The following is a 19128-nucleotide window of genomic DNA, read 5'->3' as shown; positions in this document are numbered from 1 at the left end:
CGGGACGGATTACGCGCAGGTTTGTTGATCGTTGCGGCATGCGCTGTCCTGCCGCTGTCCTGCATGATCTTCATGATGTTCTGTGTGGTCACCCCCTGAGGAGAAGTACCGCGAGCGACTCCAGTCGCTCGCAGCGTGAGCACGGTGAACCTGGGCGAAACAGGTCACAGAACTTTGAAGCTAGTCAGCAATAAGGCTCAGCAACCCGCCTGAGCCGCGGGACGCCAACAATACGGAGACAATATGGACAACGCTCATTCGCTGCGCGCGGCACGCAGTGCGCTGAAGATCCGCCCGCTGCACTCCCTCTTTGTCGCGGAGGTCGAAGACATCGATCTCCGGGAGGTTCACGATGTCGAAACGCTGGAATTGCTCCAGGACGCTATGGCGAGTTACGCGGTCCTGGTCTTCCGCAACCAGCCGTTCGACGATGCCTCACAGCTCGCGTTTGCACAACGCTTCGACGGCAAGCTTCACTCGAGGACGTCGGTCTCGGTTGTGGCGAAGAACAAGTTCGGCAACGAGGCCATTACCGACGGGTCGAATATTGGTTCAGACGGCAACATCCTTCCCGCCGATTCGCGGGCTCGCATGATTGCGGTGAGCAACAGGCTGTGGCACACCGACGCGTCGTTTCAGGATCCCGCGGGGAGATTCTCGATGCTGTCGGCGCGGTTGGTTCCCCCCGTGAATGCCGATACAGAGTACGCCGATATGCGTGCCGCATACGATGCGCTAACTGACGACGAAAAGGCGCAGGTCAACGCCCTGCGGGTCCATCACACTGCGGTGCACTCACGACAGATGCTCGGCTTCGCGTTCGCGCCTGACGAGCTTGCGAAGCTCCCGGGAGCGATCCATCCCCTTGTGCGCACCATCCCGCGGTCAAATCGCCAGGCGCTGTACCTTGCCGCGCATGCTTCGAGCGTGGAAGGCATGCCGGTCCCGGAGGGGAGGCTGCTTATCAACGACCTGATGGCGCATGCCACGCAACGACAGTTCGTCTACCGCCATGAATGGCGCCTGTACGACTTCGTCATCTGGGACAACCGGTGCACCATGCACCGGGCCCGCCCGTTCGAGGACAAGAAGCACAAGCGGGACGTGAGACGTACGACCACCCTCGACCTCCCGTTCAAGGTCGGCAGCGTGGTGGACGCGAGCGATGCCAATGACGCGGATTTCATCTAAGGGGATTGAGATGGCCTTTCAATCATTCGCGGATCGAGCGATACGAGTCCTGCAGATGGCACTGCTGGCTTGCTCTGCATTCCTGGCATTTCCCGCGGCGGCCAAGGACTATACAGGCGTTGTCAGGATCCTGGTTGGTTGGCCCGCGGGTGGTGCAACCGACGTCCTCGCGCGGCTGCTTGCCGAGCGCCTGACGACGGCGCTCGGGCAACCGATCATCATCGAGAACAAAAGTGGCGCCGGAGGTCTGATCGCTGCGCAGACGCTCAAGGGTGCGCCGGCCGACGGCTCAACGGTGATGCTGGCTCTGGACCATACGTTGGTGATCCTTCCGATTATTAACAAGAGCGTGGGATTCGATGCTCTGAGAGACTTCACTCCTCTCGCCGGCGTTTCCGTCTACCAGAACGTCCTCGCCGTTTCGGCCAGCACGCAGGTACAAGATTTCAAATCCTTCGGTCGGTGGCTGAAAGCACATCCCAACAAAGCAAACATTGGCGTTCCGGCCCCTGCGAGCGTTCCCGAGTTCACTGCGCTCGCAATAGCGAGAGCACTTGGCACCAATGCCATCGCAGTCCCGTACCGCGGGAGCGCTCCGCTTGTTGTCGATTTGCTCGCTGGCCAGGTGCCGGCCGGGATCTCGTCGCTGTCCGAATACATTGAGCACCATCGCGCAGGGCGTTTCAGGATCCTTGCTGCTTCGGGTACGACTCGGCCAGAGGTGGCGCCGGACATCCCAACTTTCAAGGAACTCGGGCTGGCCCAGCTAGACGTAAATCCCTGGGTGGCATTCGTGGGGCCGAAGGGACTTCCACCCGAATTCGTTGACCGGTTCTCCAAAGCGGTAGCCGTTTCGCTGCTATCTCCCGAGATCAAGGAGAAGTTCAGGAGATTGGGCAACGTCGCAACTTATGCTGCCCCGACGGAACTGCAGGGATGGATAGTGAGGGGAAGCCGGCATTGGAGTTTCCTGTTTGGCGAAGCAGGCATCAAGGTCCAGTGATGGACACGGCGTGAGCTGAAGTCTCAGGCACACCGCCGCCCGAGCTGCCTTAGGCGCGCTCTGGGCCGTGGCGAATGGAGACCAAGGAGGTCTGCCGGCTTGTCACATAACAATCATTAGTGGAGAACCTAGAGGCATGAAGAAATCCCTTATCGCGCTCGCAACACTTGGCGCCTTTGCAGACGCGGCGCAAGCACAATCGGGCGTGACTCTTTACGGTCTGGTGGACGCCAACATCGAATACGTCAATAAGGTAGGCGCCGTACCCGTTGCAGCCAACAACTTTAATCGCGGGCCGGCCCACTCCGTTGCCCGCTTGGATTCGGGCGGCCTGTCTGGCTCACGCTGGGGTTTGCGCGGCACGGAGGAGCTCGGTGACGGCCTGAAGGCGGTGTTCGTGCTCGAAAGCGGCTTCAGCACCGACAGCGGCAATCTCCAGCAAAGTGGCCGTTTGTTTGGTCGCCAGTCGTTCGTGGGTCTGGAAAGCGACAGCATTGGACGGTTGACCTTCGGCCGGCAGTACACCTCGACGTTCGACGCCCTGGCGAACTTCTCGCCGGCCGCCTATTCAACCCAGTACGAGCCTAACGTACTGCAGCAAGGCCCGAACTACCGTGAAGACAACACCGTCAAGTACACGGGAAAGTTTGGCCCGATCACGGCGGTGGCCCACTGGTCGTTCGGGGTTGGGGTGGCCTTGCCGGCTACGGTTGGCGTGGCTACGCCGATCGGCGGTAACGGCGAAGTTCCGGGCCAGTTCCGGCGAGACACCGGCTATGGTGCGGCGGCGGCCTACGGTGCCGGACCGTTCGGCGCGACTATTGCCTACGACCAGTGGAATCCGACGATCGGTACCGGCAACGGCGCCATCAAGAAGGCATCGGTTGCTGCGAGCTATGCGTTCGGGCCGGCCAAGATCATGGGTGGCTACCGGTGGGGTCAGCAGAAGAACAATGCAGATGTGCTGATCCAGCGTGACGACTTCTACTGGATCGGTGCGAATTACCAGCTCACCCCAGCCGTCGGCCTGACGCTCGAGTACAACTACGACAATCTCAAGAGCCTGTTCGGCGACACGCACGTTGCCAACCCGTGGCAGATTGCCTTCATTGCGAGCTACGCCTTCTCCAAGCGTACCGATGTCTACCTGAGCACGGCATACGCCAAGAATGCCGGCCTCACGATGGAATCCCTGGCGACTACGTTCGCATCCAGTCTGTCTGTTGGCAACAGCTACGCGCTGGCTAATGGTCAGAGTTCGATGTTTGGCGCGGCAGTGGGCATCCGACACAAGTTTTGAGCGCTGTGGGCTTGAATCGGTAAGGCACCTTCCAGTGCCATTTGCCCGGCCTGATGAACTTCCTGCAACGTGCGGCGCGACCTCTCAGGTCGCGCGTGTACTTCGCGACTGAGGCTGGCGCGCCAAGGCCGAGAGTGAGCGGACCAATCTCCATTAGGTATTTCCAGTTGACGCAGGGCTTCGCGTGCCGCCGGCAGCGGTTGTCAGGAACATCGCGGCGGCACAGCGCGGTCTGGAAAGCTGGAGTTTTGGGAAGCGCCGGGGTTCGCGTCCATCAAGCACATCGCGCGCGCGCGCGCGGTATCGGCATAGATGCGTCCATAGACAATCTTCCCGTTCCGGACGCGGAACAGGAACAGATGCTCGTTCTCCATGGAGAAGCTTGGTCTTCGCACGGGCGATGACGGGGACGATGACATAGTCGTCTGCTTCGAGGATGGCATGTGCGTCGTAGTTGAAGTAGTCATACTCCTGGAACACGTGCTTCCAGAACGTCTGAAACTCGGCCTTGCCGTTGTAGGTGCCGCCGTAGGGCAGCGAGTCCGAGAATTCGAAGACGACATCGTCGGCAAGGACATTGAGAAGGTCGGTCTTGTCGTTCTTCTCAAAGCCGGTCAGCCTTTCTGCAGGCTTCGATGATGTGGGGATTCGCCATGGTTGTCTCATGCTTTGACAGTTGAAGATCAAGAAGCTGCAAAAACATGCACTCATATAGTAACGACAAAAATGAGCGGCGTCGTCACCCGGAAGGTACGCTACGACTTGTCCGACTCAGCCTGGCGATCAGATCGCGGTAGTTGCCTGTCGCGCGTCGACGGGCAGGCTGAGGAACGAAGCCATGACGCTGGCGGTAATTTCCGGCTGCTCCATCTGCGGCCAGTGGCCGGAACCCTCGACCACGGCGAATGCCGCGCGTGGAAAGCGGTCCGCACGCGCCTGCTCGGAATGACGGGATCCTCTTTCGCGGCGATTACCAGCATCGGGCTGAGAAAGCTGCAGGGGCATGGCCGCCACGGCCTGAAGCTCCTGCTCGACGATCAGGCTCACGACGTCCTCGACGGCTTGTTCAAGGGAGTATGGCCCTGCGGCACGATGATGTGTCATGGTTTTGCCGCGGTCAAGGAACACGGGCTGGAGCCGTTCGCGCGGGCATTCGCGCAGGCCGGCTTTGTGGTGCTGGTGCATGACCACCGCAACTTCGGCGCGAGTGACGGAGAGCCGCGGCAAGACGTCGCCCCAATGCTGATTGCCGACTGGCGCGTTGCGCTGGGGTACCTAGCCGCACGGCCGGAGGCAGATCCCGATCAGCTTGGCATCTGGGGCAGCAGTTACAGCGGCGGTCACGCCCTGATCGTAGTCGCGTCGGACCGTCGGGTGAAATGCGTGGTGTCGCAAGTGCCGACCATCAGCGGCTCCGAACAGGGCCGGCGCCGGGTAAGCCCGGAGGCTTTGCCTGCCTTCCTGGAGATGCTTGCCGACGATGCGCGCACACAGCAAGGCGGCGCACCGCCCAGGGTGCAAGCGGTGGTCAGCGCGGATACCGGCACACTGGCGGCGTACCGGACCGAGGCCAGGACCTGGCGGCGCCAACTGGACAAACACCGTCACGCTGCGCTCGACCCTGGAGGCTCGTTCCTACGAGCCCGGGGTATGGATCGGCGAGATCGCGCCGACGCCGTTGATGATGGTCATTGCCAGCGACGACGACATCATGATGACCGACCTGGAGGTCGACGCCTATGCGCGCGCCGGACAGCCGAAGCGGCTCGTGATGGTTCCAGGAGGCCATTTCACGCCTTACAGCGAGAATCTTCTCGTAGCCAGCCTTGCCGCTACAAACTGGTTCCTGCAGCACCTCAAGCAGCCGAGCGGAGTACCGATCCCCGCAGGGTTGACCCTTACTCATTGACGAAAGGAGAGTTTCGATGCCCGTATTCCACGCGCATATCCCAAAGGCCGCTGCTCGCGCGAGCAGAGGCTTGCAATCGGCAACGCACTGAACCGCTCGCTGGTGGTCGCGCTGGATATCCCGGCCGGCGATCGCTTCATCGTGCTAAGCGAGCACGGTGATGACGAGTTGTTTATCGATCCCACCTTTATGGAGATGGGACGCTCGGCCGGTGCGATGATCATCACGGTCCTCATCGGCGCGCACCGACCGGCCAGCGACAAGCTGGCGGTGATGACCGAAATCTGCCGACAGCTCAAGGGCGCCGCTGGCATCTCGCCGGACGATGTCTTTATCGCGCTGGTCCCGGTTCCGAACGAGAACTTCTCATTCGGTCGCGGCATTGCCCAACTGGCGGACAAGCCGCCGCGGTGGTGACGACCGCGTCATCTGGAACCTGATGCGGAGCTTGCAGCGGCGGTTTGGCGGCCGATTGCATGAACTGGAGGTCTCGTGGAAGCCTACTGACGACGCGCTGTTTCAGCTGTCAGCTGCGCGGTTTGCAACGTCATCGTGGCGAAGGCTGGCAAAGTCGGTGGGCCGCTTTCCAGGGAAGGCGGCAATTCCTTCACCGCTTCGGCGCCGCCCCACCGCAAAGCCGCCTGCCCAACGCACCCGGCGGCTGGCCCGGCATCAGCAGTTACTTCCCATCGAACGCGGTGCGCACCTCGGCAATGGTTGTTTCCTTGCTTTGCAGGTGCGGATAGTGGCCGATGTTCGGCAGCACTTCGAATTCCAGGCCGGCGCGCTTCGCCAGTTCCTCACCCATTTCTTTCTTGATGTAGATGTCCTGCTCGCCCCAGATCACCTTGACGGGGGTCTTCAGTTTCGCCAAGTTCCCTTCGAAGTAATCCTCGTCGCGGGTGAAGTGCGAATAGTAGTGATAGAAGGCATCGGCGGTCGTCAGCGGTCCGTTTGACCAACCACGCGCCATGTCGTCCTTGAATTCCGGTGAGACCTCATAGTGCGACGCCGCAGGCAGCCCGCGGGTGAAGGCGTTCTGAAGAATCTCGTCCCGTGTCTTATTGAAGGCCGCCCGCACCGCTTCAGCCGACTTCGGCTCCTTCAGGCCTTGCAGTCGCTCCTGCATGTATTGCGGGCGGTTGAACGGCGCGAAGTCGCCGACGATGATGCGCTTCGCAATCGCCGGATCATCGATGGCCGCGAGCAGGGCGGGCAACGCGCCGATGTCGGTCGCATAGATCACGAGATTCTGCTTGTCGATCCCGGCCTGATCGATATAGCCCTTTAGCACCTTGGCGTAGTCCCGCGGCGCATAAGAGAACTTGTCCGCCAAAGGCCGTGACGAGTCGCCATAGCCCGGCCAGTCGAAGGCATGGACTTCGTAGTCCTTGCCCAACTCGGTGGAAATCTCCTTCCAGGCATAGATCGTCTCCGGGAAGCCGTGCAGGAACAGCACAGTGCCCTTTGGCGCGTTGTTGTGCACGACCAGGCGCCTGACTTTCACCTCGGAATTGACCTGCACATACCCGATTTCGGGTTCCGTCTTTGCCGTATGCCCGATGCTCGCGCAACCGGCCATGAATGCCGCCGCCACAACCCCGATGGCGCCAACGGCACCTGCGGTAAGCAAACGGCGATTTTTGGATTGGGTCGTCATGTCTTTCACCTCGTTGGATCCTGGTGCTTGGAAGTACAAGAGCTAGCTTGTTGTATGTGCAACATTGAAGGCTAGATCATCGGGGGTTGCCAGATCGCCCGGTAGTGGCAGGTTTGCCATTCTTCGAGGGAAATCAGCCAGACCCAAACGATCCCAAGGGGAACTGGGTCAATGACGGATTCTGGAAACTGCGCGCGCCGAGACCACAGCCGCGCGAGAAGCCGTGCTGGGCGAGCTGCCGGCGGAGCGCCAGGCCCATGCTCGACGCAGGCGCGGCGTGACGGATGACTGGCGTATCGGGTATCGGGCGCTTCTCGCTTGTCACCAGCGTCGGAGGACACGGGAACCAGGGTCCCGCGCCGTCCCGGTGGCTCAAATCACTCTTGGTCGACGGCCGGAAAATCCAGCGTCGTGTCGTTCACGCGGTTGATCATGTTGGTGAACAGGATCGCACTGATCGCGCCGATCGCCTCGACAATCTGTGCGTCGCTGTAGCCCGCGGCACGCACCGCCTCAACACTCGCTGCAGGTACCGTGCCGGCAGTGCTGACCAGTTCCACGGCAAAGCGCGTCAGCGTATCGACCTTCGCGTCCTCGGGATAGCCGCCCTTGCGCAGTTGCCGGGTTTGCTCGGCCGTGTAGCCGGCCATCTTCCCCGTCAGCGTATGTGCGGCCACACAGTAGTCACAACCGCTGTGTTCGCTGACCGCGAGATTGATCGCTTCCAGTTCGCGCTCCGACAGCTTGCCCTTCTTCAGCATCGCATTGGTCTGTAGCGTCTGGGCCAGAACGGAGGGGGCATTGCTGCCGATCGTTGCATAGGCATTCGGCACCTTGCCGACAGCGCTGCGAATTGCGCCGAACAGTTCAGCGGTCTGACCGGTGGCATCCTGGACAGCGATAGTATGCAGGCGGGTGGTCATGATCCTTCTCCTTAAGGTTCAGGGGTATCGGGTGGTTCTGGCTGCGCTGCGTGGGTCGTGTTCGCCGCGCTTCCATGGAGTACATGGTAGATGCGCCGACGATTCGTATTGATTAGAATCAGGTCAATTTTTTGATCAATCGTCTCAACGGGAAATTTGCAGATGGATAGCCTCAGCGAAATGCGGCTGCTCGCGCCGGCCGGCACGGTCGATCTCCATTGCCGCGTGGCCAGGCCATGGTCGGCGTACAACGAACAGGCGGCCCCCGGCCACGTGCCATACCCACGTGATCCTCGACGGCAAAGCCGAAGTCTCGGTAGGAAAGCAGAGCCTACGGGTCGGTGCGGGCGATGTCCTGCTGTTTCCGCATGGCGCCGCACACACGCTGTCGTGCATGCAGGGCCGCAGGCGCAGGGCCACAGAGTCGTGACCCTTCAATGGGGTGATGACGGAGGTGACCGTGCCTGGCGCCGCCGCGCCGCTCGATATCCTGTGTGGCACGTTCGTGCTCGGCAGTTCGTCAGACGTACTGCTGCGCACGCTGCCAGAGGTACTGTGCATTGCCACCACGGGCCCTGCCGAGGGCGATCTGGCGTGGCTGCGTGGCCTGATCGGCATGATGCATGCCGAAGCGGATCAGCCTCGCCCCGGTTAGTGCAGTCATCATTGCAGAACTGTCGACCGCGTTGTTCACGGTGTTGTTGCGCGCGCTGATTGCCCAGCGCGGGGTATCGCAAGGGGTGATGGCGTTGATGGCGGATGGGCGCATGGCGCGCGCAGTCGATGCAGTGGTACGTGCGCCCGAGCTGCCATGGACACTCGACAGCCTTGCGCAAGTATGCAACGTCTCGCGCGCCACGCTGGCCCGGCGCTTCGCGCAACTCGGCATGACACCGCTGGAGATGGTGACGAGGCTGCGCATGGAGCGCGCGGCGCGGCTGCTGCGGCAGGATGGCATGTCGGCCGCGGCGGTTGCTGAGCTGTGCGGCTACGCGTCGCAGGCGGCGTTCGGGCGGGCTTTCACGCAGCACTTCGGTGTCGGGCCGGTGCTTATCGGCGCCAGCATCGGGCGTTGCGCAGCGTCGCATAGACGTACGGAATCCCAAAGCCTTTCACAAGCCGCCCCAATGGCAATCGGGAGGACAACGCTACTTCCTCGCAGCGGCCCCTGCCGGGACGCTTGGCCTTTTATCGCATGGCATGAGGTTCACAGAATCTCCGTACGAACGCGCAGGATCCACCGGTGTCTCCGTGCGCTGTAGACGCGACTCGCACAGCCAGAGGAGTTGGAGTTCAAGATAGCGCGCCCGGTGGCATAAGTGAGCCAGCAGATGCTGTCCGCTTTTTCATGTGTGCCACCTGCTCCAGGTGTTGATTTCATGGCTTGGCTGGTGCCACGAGCGGTGCGCCCTTTCTGACGACATAGGTCGCCAGTTCGGAGGCCTGTCCGCTGCCGACATTTCTGGCCGAATGCGCCGCCCCCGCCGGAATGAACAGGGAGTCGCCGGCCTTCAGCGTGACGGGCGGCTGGTCTCCGAGCTGATACTCCAACGTCCCCTGGAGGACATGGGCGATCTCTTCGCCGGGGTGTGTATGCTTCGAGGCAAATGCGCCAGGATCAAAGTCCACGCGGACCTGGATGCCTTCGAGGCCCGGCGCGCTAAGTTCTTGCTGGACGAGATCCGTGCGGTGTACTTCTGCCGATTGCGCCTGTGCGGCCTGCAGTAGACCCATGCCGGCGAGCAGCACGGCAGCTATGATTCGCTTCGATTTCATTTGGAGATTCCTTCACGTTGTGACGTTGTGGCCGACGCTTCCGATGGCGCTGGCGGCAGTGACTTCGTCAATGGTCAAATTTGAGGGTGGTAATGAACGCTTTTATTGGCGATCGTGCTGCAGAAACTCGGTCATCGCCGCGGCGACGAGTTCCGGGCGCTCTTCCTGCAGGAAATGGCCGGTGTTCTCGAGATGCAGGGTTGTGACGTTGGAAGCCTTTGGCGGGATGACTTTGTTCATCCATCGGTACGCCGGGCCGCCAACCGCGAGCACCGGCATCTCTAGCTTGCCGTAACCCTTGCTGTCGGCGATGTCCTGCGTCAGCGTTTGATACCAGCCGTTGCTGGCTCGGATGGCGTCGGCGGTGTTGTAGGCGCGTTCGTACACGGCACGGTCTCGCGCATCGATCGCGGATTCATCCACGAGGAAGTACTTGAAAAGCCAGTCCTGCTCGGCGCGAATGTGGCCGGCGAGCACCTGCTCGGGTAGTCCCTTGATCTGGTTGAAGGCAAACCACCACAGGTACGGGTGCGCGAAGTCGAGCTTGTCGGTGAACGTCCCCTGCGCTGGCAGCAGCGGGAACGTCAGCAGGCTTTCGTCGGGGTGAGGCAGTTCCAGCATCATCAGCTTGCCGGTGGCTTGGGGGAAGTTCGCGCCGTAGGCGAAGGCGACGGCCGAGCCGATGTCATGACCGGCGATATGGACCTTGTCATAACCAAGCGACTGCACCAGCGCGTGGATATCATTGGCCATCGTCTTCTTGTCGTAGCCGTCGGCAGGCTTCGACGAGCCGCCCATGCCCCGCAGGTCCACGGCAATGATGGTGTAGTGCTCGGCCAGTGCCGGCATGATCTTGTGGAAGGTCCACCACGTTTCCGGCCAGCCCGGCAGCAATACCAGCGGATCGCCCTTGCCGCCTGCGACGTAGTGAAGTCGGACGCCATTGACGTCGGCATAGGCGTTGCGGAATCCGGGCAGCGACTTTGCCAGCGCGGCGTCCGAGACGTCAGCCTTGCGTGCCGCGCCAGCCTTCCATGCGGCGGGTGATGTCGTATGAGCCCTATCGAGCGGCTGTGCCATACTTGGCGGCGCGGCCGTCAACAGCGCGGAAATCGTGACGCCTGCAATGGCGAACTTGGCAAGGGAGGCATTCAAGGCTATCTCCAGAGGATGCTGAGTGGGGCGGTCAGGCAACCGTGGCGGGTGGATCGTTGGGGCTTTGCTCGGCGGCAGGCGCAAGGGACGCCGTGCGTTCGTGCACGTGCGCGGCAGGCGTACGGTCGATCATCAGACTGAGCAGCTCTGGCCGGTTGTAATGGCCGGCCGCATCCATCAGCATCTTGCGGCGGTCGATCTGCGAGAAATCGAGATCGGCGATGACCTCGCCCTCACCCGAGCGCAGCGGTTCGCCGATCAGCATGCCGTCGGGGGCCACAATCGCAGTAAAGCAACCGCCAGAGATCGGACCGATTGCACAGCCCGTATCCTTCATGATCTGCGCCTGCTGGTCGGCGTCGAGCCAGGCCGTGGCGTTGACGACGAAGGCGCCGGATTCCAGGGCATGCTGGCGGATATTGATTTCCATGCGTTGGGCAAACCCTTCGCCAAAGGCCGAACCCGGATACATGGCCGAATGGATCTGCTCGCCATCGGCAATCATCGCGTAGCGGATGAGCGGGTTGTTGTGCTCAAAGCAGGCGAGCTGGCCAATGCGCCCGACCTTGCTGTCGACGGCGCGCAGGCCCCATCCGTCGCCCTGGCCCCAGATCATGCGTTCGAAATGGGTCGGCGTGATCTTGCGGCGGCGCTGGATCAATGTGCCATCGGCATCGAAGAGCAACTGCGTGTTGTAAATGGTGCCGCCGTCACGCTCATTCACGCCAATGGACACCACCATACCTGCCTGACGGGCTGCCTCGCCGATTGCGACCGTGGCGGGGGAGGGCACTGTCACGGACTGCTCAAGCAACCTGAGGTGCCCTTTTCCGGACAGAAGCTCAATGCCCGACTGGACCGCGGAAAAGTACGGGTAGTAAGGCACCACGGTCTCCGGAAACGTGGCGAACTGCACCCCTTTCTCACCAAGCTCGAGGATCTTCCGCACGACTTTCTCGACGGTTGCCTCGCGGCTGTAGAGGACAGGGCTGATCTGCACTGCGGCAGCTTTGATAACTTTCATGGCAATTCCTTTGCGGCTGGATAAGGGTACGAAATACCCTGATGAGCGACATTGCATATGCAACATCGCGAACAAAATAATCAGATCAGACGTCGCGGCAGGGCGCTTGCGATGTCCATGATGGCGGTGGCGCCAGCTTCGCCCATCAGCGCATGGGCTTTTTCCTGGGCGGCTGACCAGGCGGGTGTCGCGCCACGGAGGAGTTCCTTGCCTTTTGCTGCGAGCGAGAGGGGACGCAGGCGACCACCTTCTTCAGGGGGCCCTTCGCAAACCCATCCCTGCGCAATGAGCGGCTGCAGGTTTCTGGTCAGCGTCGACCTATCCTGATAATTCCGGCGCCCGAGGTCTGCGCGACTGATCGGGCCGAATTCCATGATGAGCACCAGTAACGAGAACTGCGGCGCATGGATGTCGAAGGGGCGAAGGGCCTGGTCATAGAGCGTTGTCATGACCCGGGAAATCTGTCGCGTGCGCGTCAGCAGACACCTGTGCGCGATATCGCGGCTGGTTTCATTGACCAGTCGCGCTTCCGCCTTGGCCGACAGGGCGCTTTCCTGCCATAGTGCGTCGATCATTGGCATGGTGCTACTCCTTTCCCGGCTGCTTGGATGTGGCGATCATCGGGCTTTACGGGATACCTCGGAAGTGGCAGTATTGCCATGATTCGAGGGATATAAGACAGGCCGCACGAATGATTACCATCCGGATCTGGGTCTATGACGGCATTCTTGCCTCCGGCGTCGCAGGCCCCATCGACGTGTTCAATGCGGCCAACCTTCTAGGTGCCCGGGAAAGCATGCCGGGCGGCTCCTTGCCAAAGTTCGCGTGGCGCGTGGAATCGCTTGACGGTCAACCGGTCAGGACGGCTTCGGGCCAGAGCATCGCGGTCGACGGCAAGATCGACGCACGCAAACGTGCCGATGTGGTGCTGCTGACAGCCCCCTTCTTCACCAGCATGGACGACTTCGTGGGCGGCCGGGAGCGGCTTGCCACGCTGTCTTCTGCGCTACGTCGTCAACACAAAGCCGGCGCCGTGCTGGCCGCCTACTGCACTGGCAACTATCTGCTTGCCGAGGCGGGGTTGCTGGACCAACGTGTTGCCACGACACACTGGGCCAAGGCGGCTGACTTTGCGCGGCGCTATCCCCGTGTCGAACTACGGGCCCGGGAAGTGCTGACCGGGCAAGACGGCATTGTCTCGGGCGGTTCGGTGACGTCCTATCTCAACCTGGCAGTGCGGCTGGTGGAAATGTTCGCCGGCGAGAAACTCGCACTGACGACCGCCAAGGCGCTGTTGATCGACGTGAGCCGCACCTCCCAGGCTTCCTACGCGACGCTGCTCGGCGAACATGGTCATACCGACGCCCTGGTTGCGCGCGCGCAGCAGCGCATGGAGGCAACGCTTGCAAAGGGCTGTCGGCTAAGCGAACTCGCTGCATGGCTTGCAGTCAGCGAGCGTACGCTCAATCGCCACTTCAAGGAGGCGATTGGCCTTGCACCCCTGGAGTATTTACAGAATCTTCGCATCGAAGTGGCCAAGCAGTTGCTGGAAACCCGGCCCATTACGCTTGAAATGGTTAGTGAGCGCGTCGGCTACGGGGATACCAGCACATTCAGGCAACTATTCAAACGTAAGACCGGTCTCTCGCCCAGTGCGTATCAAATGCGTTTTGCGCGCCCCGCCGGCGACGACGCGCCTCGCCTGCCGTCTTGATTGGAGAAATCAAAAAGCGGTCCGCGTGATCATCGACGACGAACAGAATCTGTCAAGCTGATCTGGGGCGAGCAGGGCGTCTATATCAAGAAAGAGATGGGTGAGGAACTGGCGAAGCGCGCCGGCCTGGAATTCGAAGTGCTGCCGAACATCGGCCACTATCCGCACCTGCAAAGCAAGGAAACAACCATTGCCGAGGTGCGCGGCGCGTTCGATGGGAAGTAGCGACTGATGCCGGAGCAGCCGCCGGATGCGTCTGGCCGGCGGCTTCACCGGCCGTGAGTTGCCTGATTACTTGCCGAGAATGGCCTTGTTGCGCGCTTCGATCATCTCGGCCGTTCGCTGCGTCGCGCCCTCACCGGCTTCAAGGCGCACGTCGCGCAAGCCCAGCCTGCGCGGACCCACGCGCAGGCACACCGGTTCGACCGGTTCGCCGGTGCTGTCCTCGACGAGACGGATGGGCGGCCGCCGCGCACCGCACCATTCGTCGCCCCATTGCATCAGCCCCACGATGATCGGATAGAGCGCCTCACCCTTTTCCGTCAGCCGGTACTCGGTGCGCCGCTCGTTGCCCTCGGCTACCACCTTCACAAGCACACCGTGCTCGATCAGCGTGTTCAGTCGCGTGGTCAGCACGTTTCGCGCGATCCCAAGGCGCTGCTGGAAGTCGTCAAAGCGCGTCGTGCCCATCATGCACTCGCGCACGATGAGCAGGCTCCACCATTCGCCGATCTGCTCCAGCGCACCAGCCACGGAGCAGTTCATGCCTGTGAAAGTCTCGGCGGTTGTCAAGATAGTTGACGCGTCACTTCATGCGGACTGCTTTAGTTCTTGCGGCTGCATCCGCTCCGGATTGAGCCAGACTTCGTTCTCCAGCTCCCAATTGCGCGTCGATCGAGACCAACGCTGCGGATTGCGCGCCTTGGCCTCTGCGTACACGCCCTTGCGCTGCGCGAGCACAGCAGCGGCTACACCGTTATGACGCTGCGCCGGCGTGACGAATTTCAGGCCGCTGTGCTTGTGCTCGTGGTTGTACCAACGCACGAACTTCTTCGTCCAGGCACGGGCCTCATCGACACTGCCAAAGGGCCTGCGTGGGTAGTCAGGCCGGTACTTGCAAGTGCGGAACAGCGACTCGGCGTACGGGTTGTCGTTGCTCACGCGCGGCCGGCTGAACGACGCCACCACCCCCAGGTTTTCCAGGGTGGCGAGCATCGTCGCGCCTTTCATCGGGCTGCCGTTATCCGAGTGCAGCACCAGCGGACGTCCCGCCAGGCTCTCGGCCAGACTGGCACGCCGCATCAGCAGCGCGGCCAGTTCCGCCGATTCCGCCTCATGCACTTCGTGACCGACAATCTTGCGGCTGAACACGTCCAGCATCATGTACCAGTAGTAATACCGTCCCTTGACCGCCGACGGCAGCCACGTGATGTCCCACGACCAGACCTGGTTCGGCGCCGTCGCACAATGACTGGTCACCACCCGAGCCGAGGGTTGGCGCGCACGACCCCGGTGGTGCTGCTGCGAAACGCTGCGCAGCACACGGTAAAAGCTCGACTCCGACGCGAGGTACACGCCGCGGTCCGCCAGACCCGGCACGATCTGGCTGGGCGGCAGGCTGGCAAACTCCTCACTGTTGGCAACCTCAAGAATCTGTTGCCGTTCGGTGTCGCTCAGTTTGTTGCCCGGCGCCGGCCGCACGGTCGTCGTGCGGCGATCGGCCGGCACTGCGTCGCCGTCAGCCACCCAGCGCTGGAACGTGCGCAGGCTCACGCCCAGCTCTTTGCAAGCCTTCTCCAACCGACAGCCGGACTGCGCCGCCTCGCGAATCAACGATACACATAACAGGCGATCCGGGACGTTGATCAATCGTCCTCTTTGTTTCCCCAAATCGCCTGGGCTTTTTTTCTCAGAATCAGCAGCGCAGCCGCTTCCGCCAGCGCTTTCTCCTTGCGCTGTAATTCCTTCTCGAGCTGCTGGATGCGTTTCCTGTCGTCTTTCGACTGATGCCGCTGCTCGCGCGCCTGCTCCGCAGCGTTCGCATTGGCTGTCAGACATGCGGCCCGCCAGGCGGCGATCTGTTCGGGATAAAGACCCTTTCGCCGGCAGTACTCGGCCAGCTCCGCGGCATTGAACGGGGCGGTTTCCAGCACCACCGCAAACTTGTCTTCCGAAGACCATCCTTCGGGATTCTTCCCATCGCCCGGCACGACCAGCCCCTTTCCTTTCGCCTGTCGGCGCCACGTGTACAACGTCTGCTCGGTAATCCCCGTTTCCCTGGCCAACGCTGAAACCAGCGCGTTTTCTGGCGGCATCATGCGACGAACCAGCGCTTCCTTTCTTTCTGCTGAGTAGGCTTTCATTTACCCCTGATTTTACCGCCCCCGGTCTTCGTCTCTAAGAATCAGGTGACGTGACATCTATCCTGACGCCGGGGGGTCTTGCGGTACATGAACCGCATCTTAGATGAGAAAGTTGCGTGATGCAACTTAATGCGCTATCGTAAGTTTCGTCACGAAACTTCCAAGATCGACCCACTTCCCCAATGGGCGGCACCGGATGTGCCGCGAAGGACCCTAACATGGATAAACGTCTTATCGTCCTGGCCAGCGGCATGTTCGCGATCGGCACGGACAGCTTCGTTGTTGCCGGCGTGCTGTCGCAGGTCTCGGCCTCGCTTGGCATATCGGTGGCGCTGGCCGGCCAGATGGTCACGCTGTATGCGATGAGCTATGCACTGCTGTCGCCCGTCATCGCCGCGGCGGCAGCCCACTGGCCGCGCAAGCGCTTGCTGCTCGCCGGCCTCGCCGTGTTCGTGGTGGGCAACGTCGTGACCGCCCTGGCGCCGAACATCGAACTCGTGCTGGCCAGCCGCCTGATCGCAGGCCTCGGCGCGGCCATGTTCAGTCCGACCGCGACCGCCGCCGGGGCGTCGCTGGTGCCGCCAGAGCAGCGCGGGCGGGCGCTCGCCATCGTGATCGGCGGGTTGTCCAGCGCGACAGCTTTGGGCGCGCCGCTGGGCACTTTCATCGGCGGCGCGCTGGACTGGCGCGCGACGATGTGGTTCGTGGCCGCCGTCGGCACGCTGGCCGGACTGGGCGTGGCGTGGCGTCTGCCGGAGATCCCGACGCCGCCGGCGGTCAGCCTGTCGCGCCGTCTCGCGCCGCTGGCGGATTCGCGCGTGTTGCTGACGCTACTGACCACCTGGCTGGTCTATGGGGGCCTCTTCCTGGTCTACACCTACATCGGCCTGAGTTTCGACCGGGCCACCGGCGGCGACTCGCGTGTGCTGGCAGGCCTGCTGCTGCTGTGGGGCGTGGCGGCGACCGCCGGCAACCTCGCCGCCGGCCGGCTGACCGATCGCTACGGCAGCCGCCGCATCATCAACGTCGCGATCGCCGCGCTGGTCATCGACTTCGCGCTGCTGCCCCTGACGTCGGCATCGCTGGTGACCGCCGTCCCCGCGCTCATCGTCTGGGGCGTGTGCGGCTGGGGCGTGCTGGTACCGCAGCAGCACCGGCTCATCAGCATCACGCCGGCCGCCGCGCCGCTGCTGTTGGGGCTGAATTCGGCGGCGATCTATGTCGGCGTATCGATGTCCGGCGTCATCGGCGGCGCGGCCATCACCTGGTTCGACCGTCATGCCCTTGGCCTCGTGGGCGCGGTCTTTCTGGCGGTGGCACTGTCGGTCGCCGAATGGGCGCGGCAGCGGATCGCCCGGCCGGATGGGCAACCGGCCGGCGTGGTCGCCGCAACATCCGGCACGGCGCGCTGAAGCCCAGGAGGGGAACCCAACAGCCACGCGCGGCGCGCCGTCTAATCGAATCACCGATGATGGGCCGATGAATCTGCCAACGCAATTAATCGCCTGGATGAAGCCCAAACCTTGAAGCCAATAAGTGGGACCGCTATCAGCGACGTCTTGCGAGTGCGTCGAGCGGTTGCAGGCCTCATCTAGGTCATCCCAAAGCCGACGACCCAAGCACGTGCGAGTTGTCTTTCTACTGAGCGGAAGGCGGATTAAGAAGCTGACGCAACGGATTCAGTGGGCCAATCGGAAGGAGCGAGAATGTCATCAAGTGCTCTTTCCCCAAGGGCAATGCCTCAAGCATTTCATGCGCCCGGCTCACGTCCGTAACGTTCAGGATGAACGCAACCCCAGCCCGGTCTTCCAGTGAATACCACTGGTCAATCTTGCCTTCGAGGTAGAGCCGGGCGGTCTCGCGAACCTCGGTCGGAAGAATGCGTTGGACAAGTTGCATGTCCGTGCCTGGCGGGAAGGTGCCAATAGCCAATATCTTCGTCGTCGGCGTAGTTGCCATCGGATTGGTTTGCGCCGTAGAGACTCCGACCGATGCAACCAGAACTGCCGCCGCCGCCAGGTTAAGAAGGCATTTAACCATGTTCTGTCCTTTTCGCCTTGGTCCGGGGGCGATTGTCGTGAGCCTCCGCCTAGTTTAAGACCACATTCAATATACGCAAGACGAGTTCACCACGCACGGCCAAAGAGGAGAGACGAAGCTAGTTGGCCTATGCCGGCGGACGAACAAGGAGCGGGTCGGCTTTAAGTTCCGCCGCGATAAAGTCAACGAACGCACGGGCGGCCTTGCGAGTCGCTCGTCCCATCGGGAAATAGGCTTGAACGGGGAGTTCCGCCGTCTTCCAGTCTGACAACATGAGCAATAGTTCGCCGCTTTGTACCTCCCGACGGCAAGCCCACGAAGTTGTGGGCGTAATACCGAGGCCGCTAGCCGCCGCAGCAAGCGCTCCCGCCGTGTCATTCGTTGCAAAATGGGGCTCCACCTCAACCGACACAGTTTTTCCGTCGCGCTCAAACTTCCATGACCTTGAGTTCGGCGCGATCGGCCCGGTAACGATTCGATGCTTCTCCAGGTCCGACGGCTCTTTGGGCGTGCCGTGGCGCGCAACGTAAGCTGGTGATGCGACGAAAACCCGCTGCATGATGCCCAGCAGCCTTCTGGTCCCAGACGCGTCGGGGAGATTGCCCACCCGGATTCCAACGTCGACTGCATCGCGCACCAAGTCCTTGCCGCGGTCGTCGAGGAGGAGCTCGACGCGAAGCTGAGGATGCCGCTCGATAAATGGTGACAATCTGGGCATGATGACGCGCATGCCCATCGTTGAGGGCATTCCGACACGAAGCAATCCCCGAAGCTCGCCCGTATCGCGCACACTGTTCTGGGCGTCCTCGATTGCGGCCAGAGCAGGGTCCAAGCGCGCAAGAAACTCAAGCCCCGCCTCAGTCGGGACAACGGCGCGAGTCGTACGCGTGAGCAGCCGCACGCCGAGGTTTGCCTCAAGTTCCGCGATCATCCGCGAAACCTGCGACTGGGCAAGGCGCGCTTCCCGCGCTGCGGCAGAAAAGCTGCCGAGCCGCGCGACGCGGGTGTAGAGCCTCAGCGTAAGAAGGTCTTTCAAGACTCGTCCCTTTCCTCTAAGGTGCCGCTGCCCG

Annotated in this window: 21 protein-coding genes and 1 pseudogene; 10 read left to right on the top strand and 12 right to left on the bottom strand. The window is 62.0% G+C overall.

Going from position 1 to position 19128, the window contains the following annotated elements:
* Window positions 1-243 precede the first annotated feature (243 nt).
* The 3 genes from KB879_RS33465 (at window position 244) to KB879_RS33455 (ending at window position 3494) form a co-directional block, all read left to right on the top strand.
* Window positions 244-1191: a TauD/TfdA family dioxygenase gene (locus KB879_RS33465; protein ID WP_211983796.1), complete on the top strand. Its 948-nt coding sequence runs from the start codon at window positions 244-246 to the stop codon at window positions 1189-1191.
* A 55-nt stretch (window positions 1192-1246) separates the two neighbouring features.
* Window positions 1247-2194 carry a Bug family tripartite tricarboxylate transporter substrate binding protein gene (locus KB879_RS33460; RefSeq protein ID WP_211983794.1) on the top strand — a complete coding sequence of 316 codons (948 nt, stop codon included), beginning with the start codon at window positions 1247-1249 and terminating at the stop codon, window positions 2192-2194.
* Between the two features lie 136 nt (window positions 2195-2330).
* Window positions 2331-3494 carry a porin gene (locus KB879_RS33455; RefSeq protein WP_211983792.1) on the top strand — a complete coding sequence of 388 codons (1164 nt, stop codon included), beginning with the start codon at window positions 2331-2333 and terminating at the stop codon, window positions 3492-3494.
* 153 nt (window positions 3495-3647) lie between these two features.
* Here the strand turns inward: KB879_RS33455 and KB879_RS33450 are convergent, their stop codons facing one another.
* Complete coding sequence (locus tag KB879_RS33450) at window positions 3648-4181, bottom strand: nuclear transport factor 2 family protein (protein WP_249221495.1); 534 nt, start codon at window positions 4179-4181, stop codon at window positions 3648-3650.
* A gap of 96 nt (window positions 4182-4277) precedes the next feature.
* On the bottom strand, window positions 4278-4679 hold the full coding sequence (locus KB879_RS33445; RefSeq protein ID WP_211984627.1) for an alpha/beta fold hydrolase: 402 nt from the start codon (window positions 4677-4679) through the stop codon (window positions 4278-4280).
* On the opposite strand from KB879_RS33445, the gene KB879_RS33440 reads away from it, so the two are divergent.
* Both KB879_RS33440 and KB879_RS33435 read left to right on the top strand, forming a co-directional pair.
* On the top strand, window positions 4587-5564 hold the full coding sequence (locus tag KB879_RS33440) for an alpha/beta hydrolase (RefSeq protein ID WP_371827487.1): 978 nt from the start codon (window positions 4587-4589) through the stop codon (window positions 5562-5564). The genes KB879_RS33445 and KB879_RS33440 overlap by 93 nt on opposite strands.
* Window positions 5506-5820: a tautomerase family protein gene (locus KB879_RS33435; protein ID WP_249221494.1), complete on the top strand. Its 315-nt coding sequence runs from the start codon at window positions 5506-5508 to the stop codon at window positions 5818-5820. Before KB879_RS33440 ends, KB879_RS33435 begins: the two co-directional genes overlap by 59 nt.
* 262 nt (window positions 5821-6082) lie before the next feature.
* Here KB879_RS33435 and KB879_RS33430 read toward each other — a convergent pair whose 3' ends face one another.
* Together KB879_RS33430 and KB879_RS33425 are read right to left on the bottom strand one after the other, a co-directional pair.
* On the bottom strand, window positions 6083-7063 hold the full coding sequence (locus KB879_RS33430) for an alpha/beta fold hydrolase (protein WP_211983790.1): 981 nt from the start codon (window positions 7061-7063) through the stop codon (window positions 6083-6085).
* Window positions 7064-7440: 377 nt separating this feature from the next.
* On the bottom strand, window positions 7441-7986 hold the full coding sequence (locus tag KB879_RS33425; RefSeq protein ID WP_211983788.1) for a carboxymuconolactone decarboxylase family protein: 546 nt from the start codon (window positions 7984-7986) through the stop codon (window positions 7441-7443).
* Between the two features lie 286 nt (window positions 7987-8272).
* Between KB879_RS33425 and KB879_RS39745 the strand changes: the two are divergent.
* Window positions 8273-8641: pseudogene (locus KB879_RS39745) on the top strand (cupin domain-containing protein).
* Window positions 8610-9248 (top strand): helix-turn-helix transcriptional regulator, encoded by a 639-nt coding sequence (locus KB879_RS39740; RefSeq protein WP_249221493.1) that lies wholly within the window; start codon window positions 8610-8612, stop codon window positions 9246-9248. Before KB879_RS39745 ends, KB879_RS39740 begins: the two are co-directional and overlap by 32 nt.
* 115 nt (window positions 9249-9363) lie before the next feature.
* On the opposite strand, the gene KB879_RS33415 is transcribed toward KB879_RS39740, so the two are convergent.
* The 4 genes from KB879_RS33415 to KB879_RS33400 form a co-directional block, all read right to left on the bottom strand.
* Window positions 9364-9762 (bottom strand): cupin domain-containing protein, encoded by a 399-nt coding sequence (locus KB879_RS33415; protein WP_211983787.1) that lies wholly within the window; start codon window positions 9760-9762, stop codon window positions 9364-9366.
* 102 nt (window positions 9763-9864) lie between these two features.
* The gene (locus KB879_RS33410) at window positions 9865-11001 is read right to left on the bottom strand and encodes an alpha/beta fold hydrolase (protein WP_249221492.1); all 1137 of its coding nucleotides are present in this window, start codon (window positions 10999-11001) and stop codon (window positions 9865-9867) included.
* Complete coding sequence (locus tag KB879_RS33405; RefSeq protein WP_211984352.1) at window positions 10949-11941, bottom strand: carbon-nitrogen hydrolase family protein; 993 nt, start codon at window positions 11939-11941, stop codon at window positions 10949-10951. Before KB879_RS33405 ends, KB879_RS33410 begins: the two co-directional genes overlap by 53 nt.
* 80 nt (window positions 11942-12021) lie before the next feature.
* Window positions 12022-12522, bottom strand: coding sequence for a MarR family winged helix-turn-helix transcriptional regulator (locus tag KB879_RS33400; RefSeq protein ID WP_371827467.1), 501 nt, complete (start codon window positions 12520-12522; stop codon window positions 12022-12024).
* Window positions 12523-12632: 110 nt separating this feature from the next.
* Here KB879_RS33400 and KB879_RS33395 point away from each other — a divergent pair, with 110 nt between their 5' ends.
* Both KB879_RS33395 and KB879_RS33390 read left to right on the top strand, forming a co-directional pair.
* A complete protein-coding gene (locus KB879_RS33395) occupies window positions 12633-13655 on the top strand; it encodes a GlxA family transcriptional regulator (RefSeq protein ID WP_211983786.1) in 1023 nt (340 codons plus the stop codon).
* Window positions 13656-13880, top strand: a complete 225-nt coding sequence (locus KB879_RS33390; RefSeq protein ID WP_211983785.1) for an alpha/beta fold hydrolase — start codon at window positions 13656-13658, stop codon at window positions 13878-13880. It begins immediately after the preceding gene.
* Window positions 13881-13946: 66 nt separating this feature from the next.
* Here the strand turns inward: KB879_RS33390 and KB879_RS33385 are convergent, their stop codons facing one another.
* Window positions 13947-14420, bottom strand: a complete 474-nt coding sequence (locus KB879_RS33385; RefSeq protein ID WP_211984348.1) for a helix-turn-helix domain-containing protein — start codon at window positions 14418-14420, stop codon at window positions 13947-13949.
* A gap of 45 nt (window positions 14421-14465) precedes the next feature.
* Window positions 14466-16018, bottom strand: a protein-coding gene (locus KB879_RS33380; RefSeq protein WP_249221202.1) for an IS3 family transposase whose coding sequence is annotated in 2 segments (ribosomal slippage) — window positions 14466-15556 and window positions 15556-16018 — 1554 coding nt in all. Because the reading frame shifts where the segments join, the coding sequence is not laid out codon by codon here.
* Between the two features lie 218 nt (window positions 16019-16236).
* On the opposite strand from KB879_RS33380, the gene KB879_RS33375 reads away from it, so the two are divergent.
* Window positions 16237-17430: an MFS transporter gene (locus tag KB879_RS33375; RefSeq protein WP_211983784.1), complete on the top strand. Its 1194-nt coding sequence runs from the start codon at window positions 16237-16239 to the stop codon at window positions 17428-17430.
* 226 nt (window positions 17431-17656) lie between these two features.
* Here KB879_RS33375 and KB879_RS33370 read toward each other — a convergent pair whose 3' ends face one another.
* Complete coding sequence (locus tag KB879_RS33370; RefSeq protein WP_371827466.1) at window positions 17657-18058, bottom strand: hypothetical protein; 402 nt, start codon at window positions 18056-18058, stop codon at window positions 17657-17659.
* A 127-nt stretch (window positions 18059-18185) separates the two neighbouring features.
* The gene (locus KB879_RS33365) at window positions 18186-19094 is read right to left on the bottom strand and encodes a LysR family transcriptional regulator (RefSeq protein WP_211983783.1); all 909 of its coding nucleotides are present in this window, start codon (window positions 19092-19094) and stop codon (window positions 18186-18188) included.
* Window positions 19095-19128 lie beyond the last annotated feature (34 nt).

It is taken from the genome of Cupriavidus sp. KK10, from assembly GCF_018223725.1.
GTDB lineage: Bacteria > Pseudomonadota > Gammaproteobacteria > Burkholderiales > Burkholderiaceae > Cupriavidus > Cupriavidus necator.
This window is presented reverse-complemented; position numbering and strand designations above follow the sequence as displayed.